Annotated in this window: 3 protein-coding genes; all 3 read left to right on the top strand. The window is 71.4% G+C overall.

The window, feature by feature from the left end; all coding sequences use genetic code 11:
* Positions 1-165 precede the first annotated feature (165 nt).
* The 3 genes from ABT160_RS27355 (at position 166) to ABT160_RS27345 (ending at position 3,485) form a co-directional block, all read left to right on the top strand.
* Positions 166-963 (top strand): alpha/beta fold hydrolase, encoded by a 798-nt coding sequence (locus tag ABT160_RS27355; RefSeq protein ID WP_351650474.1) that lies wholly within the window; start codon positions 166-168, stop codon positions 961-963.
* Between the two features lie 376 nt (positions 964-1,339).
* Positions 1,340-2,221: a LysR family transcriptional regulator gene (locus tag ABT160_RS27350; protein ID WP_351650473.1), complete on the top strand. Its 882-nt coding sequence runs from the start codon at positions 1,340-1,342 to the stop codon at positions 2,219-2,221.
* 235 nt (positions 2,222-2,456) lie between these two features.
* Positions 2,457-3,485 (top strand): C40 family peptidase, encoded by a 1,029-nt coding sequence (locus ABT160_RS27345; RefSeq protein WP_351650472.1) that lies wholly within the window; start codon positions 2,457-2,459, stop codon positions 3,483-3,485.
* The last annotated feature ends 86 nt before the right edge of the window (positions 3,486-3,571 follow it).

Below are 3,571 nucleotides of genomic sequence, written 5' to 3'. Positions count from 1 at the left end.
ATTGCTCAGTTCATGCCGACGCACCATGCCAGGCCCCTGCCCGGAACAGCAGCAGATCCACCCTCCGGACAAGAGCCATCAGACACGCCCTAGGCCAGGCCCTGGACGCACCGGCAGGCCTTCACCACCTTCGACACCTTCGACCGGGAGAGGTCAGGAGCAGCCATGACGACCAGGACGAAGAGGCACCGCGAGGTCCAGCGCGACGACCACACGACCATCCGGTACACGGTCAGCGGCCCCGCGACGGGGACGACCCTGGCACTCGTGCACGGATGGGGCCTGGACCGGTCCGACTTCGACGCGATCACCGAGCACCTGCCCGACGGCGTCCGGGTCATCGCCGTCGACCTCGCCGAGCACGGCGAATCGCGGTCCACACGGACCGACTGGACGATCGAGGAATTCGGCCGCGACGTGGTCGCCGTGCTGGAGGCGGAGTCGGTGGACTCGGCCGTGGTCGCCGGGCACTCCCTCGGCGGCGCGGTCGCCGTCGAAGTCGGCCGGCAGCTGCCCGGTGAGGTGTCGCACATCGTGGCCCTCGACTCCCTGCACTACCTGGGCCTGTTTCCCGCACAGGGCCCCGAGCAGGTCGAGGCGATGGAGGACCTCTTCCGCCGGGACTTCGATGCGGGAGTGCGGGGACTGGTCGAGGGGGGTTCGCCCGTGGGGACTGAGGAGGCCCTCAAGGAAACGTACTTCGCGAGGATGACGGCGGTGCGGCAGCCCGCGGGTGTGCGCTCCATGAGCGGTCTCGTGCGCTGGGACATGGACGCGGCGCTGGGCGAGACCGAGCAGCCGGTCACCGTCTTCGCCGTACGGGAGCTCACGGACCCGGAAGCGGTCGAACGCTACGGCGACCGTGTCGACTTCGTGCTCGTCGACCTCGGCAGCCACCACTTCCCGGTGGAGGCACCCGAAGGTACGGCGAAGCTCTTGGCGGGCGTGTTGGGCTCCGCATGAGCACCAGTAGCTGAACGCCCCGGCGAGGAGGCCGGTGGGCCCGACCCCGGCGGAGGGCCGGGCCCACCGGGGGGGCGGGCGCCGCGAGCCGGGCAGCGGCCTCGGGAGAGAACTACCGCTGCCCCACGGGAAGTACGGCGCCCGCAGGGGTGGACGTGCCGCACCACCGTGGCATCCGGTGCCTCGGGCCACGGTGGGTCCGCACGGCCCGGACGGCGTCCCACTGCCGCTGAATCCCCCGATCCAGCAGTGCGGGCCGCCCGGGCCCTGCGACTGCTCCATCCTGCGGCCCGCTCCCGGGAGGGAACAAGGCACGATTGATCTACGATCGTTGAGCCGTGCTCAACGTCCGACGACCACGCCGCAGGGGGCCGCAGTGGAACGGCACGAGATCGAGGCGTTCCTGACGCTCGCCGAGGAGCTGAGCTTCCGGCGCGCCACGGATCGGCTGGGGCTCGCCCAGGGGCGGGTCACCCAGATCATCCAGAAGCTGGAGCGCCGCTTCGGGGTGCCCCTCTTCGAGCGCACCAGCCGACGGGTCGCGCTGACCCCGGCCGGCGAGACCCTGCGGGACGAGTTGCTGCCCGCGTACGAGCAGGTGCGGCGGGCGGTCGCCAACGCCGTCGCGGTGGGGCGGGGCACCGCGGTGCCGCTCCAGGTGGGTTACTCGAGCCCGATGGCGGCCGACCTGATCCTCAGGGCCGCGGACCGCTTCACCGAGCGGTACGGCGGCGGGGTGCAGATCCACGAGGTGCAACTGGCCGACCCCTTCGGGCCGATCCGCACCGGGCAGGTGCAGCTCCAGGTCACCGAACTCCCGGTGCGCGAGGACGACCTGGTGGTCGGCACGGTGCTGTTCACCGAGGAGCGGCTGGTCATGCTGCACCGTGACCACCCGCTGGCGCACCAGGAGTCGGTGGAGCTGGAGGAGCTGGCCGACTCCACGCTGGTGGTGTTCGCCGGGGACACCCCGCGGTACTGGCGGGAGCTCCACTACCCGCGCCACACCCCGTCCGGCCGCCCCATCGCGCACGTGGAGGCGGCCTACTGGCAGGAGGCCCTGTCGATGGTGGGCGCGGGCAAGGGCGTCACGTTCGCCTGCGCCCGGGCGGAGCTGTACTACGCCCGCCCGGACACGGTCTGGCTGCCCTTCCACGGCGCCCCGCCCATCGACTACGGCATCATCTGGCCGCGCCACGGGGCCACGCCGCGGGTGAAGGCGTTCATCGACATCCTGGAGACCTACCGGGCAGGGTGACTGCCGCCCCGTGGACGATGCGCGAGGGTCGATGTCCGGTCTGCGGTGTCCGATGTCCCCACAAAGCCGCATTCGTGGTCGGATTTTTTCACAAGAAGATTTGAATCAATCACAACTTGGTCACTAAGGTCGGAGCTCGAACCTTCGCACGGTCGATCATCCATCCGGGGTGTCAGCGAAGGGGCCGCCACGTCCGCGCAGTTCGGCGGCTCTGAGGAAGAAGGAGCTGGCCCCCATGGGGACCCACCGTCGGCCCAAGCAGCCCAGCCGCGCCCGCGTCACCGTACTGACCGCGACCGCCGCCGCTGCCGTGGCGCTCAGCGCCCAGGGCGCCAACGCCGCACCGTCCAAGCCCACCAAGGACGAGGTCAAGACCAAGGTCGACGAGCTGTACCACCAGGCGGAGAAGTCCACCGAGGAGTACAACGGCGCCAAGGAGAAGCAGGCCACCCTCCAGGAGGAGGTCAGCACCCTCCAGGACCAGGTCGCCCGCGGCCAGGCCGAGCTCAACACCCTCCGCGACGCGATCGGTTCGGTGGCCAGCGCCCAGTACCGCTCCGGCGGCCTGGACCCGTCCCTGGCCCTGTTCCTCTCCGGCGACCCGGACACCTACCTCGACAAGGCCTCCGCGATCGACCAGCTCGGCGCCAAGCAGGCCGAGGCCCTGGAGACGATCCAGTCCAAGCAGCGCACGCTCGCCCAGAAGCGCGCCGAGGCCACCCGCAAGCTCGCCGACCTCGACGCGGTCCGCAAGACCCTCGGCGAGAAGAAGCAGGCGTTCCAGAAGAAGCTGGGCGAGGCGCAGAAGCTGCTCAACACGCTGACCGCCGCCGAGCGCGCCCAGATCCGCAAGGACGAGGACCGCGCCAGCCGCGACGCCGGCGAGCGCGTCAAGCTGGGCGACGAGAAGCCCGGCTCGGGCCGCGGCGCCGCCGCCCTCCAGGCCGCCGCCACCCAGATCGGCAAGCCGTACCAGTCCGGCCACGAGGGCCCCGACACCTACGACTGCTCCGGCCTGACGCAGTGGGCCTTCGCCCAGGTCAACGTGCACATATCCCGGGTGACGTACACCCAGATCAACGACGGCACCGCCGTCAGCCGCGACCAGCTGGCCCCCGGCGACCTGGTGTTCTTCAGCAACCTCCAGCACGTGGGCATCTACGCGGGCGGCGGCCAGGTGCTGCACGCCCCCTACCCCGGCGCGTACGTCCGCTACGAGGACATGAAGTACCTCGGCACCTACTACGGCGCCCGCCGCATCTGACGCCCGGCGCGGTGGGATGGTGGTGGCGGGGGGGGGCCGCCGCGGGCGCGGCGCCCCCCCCCCCCCCCCCCCCCACCGCGCGGCCC

Origin of the sequence: Streptomyces sp. NPDC001941 (genome assembly GCF_040296945.1) — a bacterium.
Lineage (GTDB): Bacteria > Actinomycetota > Actinomycetes > Streptomycetales > Streptomycetaceae > Streptomyces.
The sequence above is the reverse complement of the archived record's forward strand: the minus strand, read 5'-3'. Positions and strand labels throughout refer to the sequence as shown.

Bases quoted from the DNA above. Each gene is read 5' to 3' on its own strand.
- ABT160_RS27355 (WP_351650474.1), top strand. From the start codon at position 166: ATGACGACCAGGACGAAGAGGCACCGCGAGGTCCAGCGCGACGACCAC.
- ABT160_RS27345 (WP_351650472.1), top strand. From the start codon at position 2,457: ATGGGGACCCACCGTCGGCCCAAGCAGCCCAGCCGCGCCCGCGTCACC.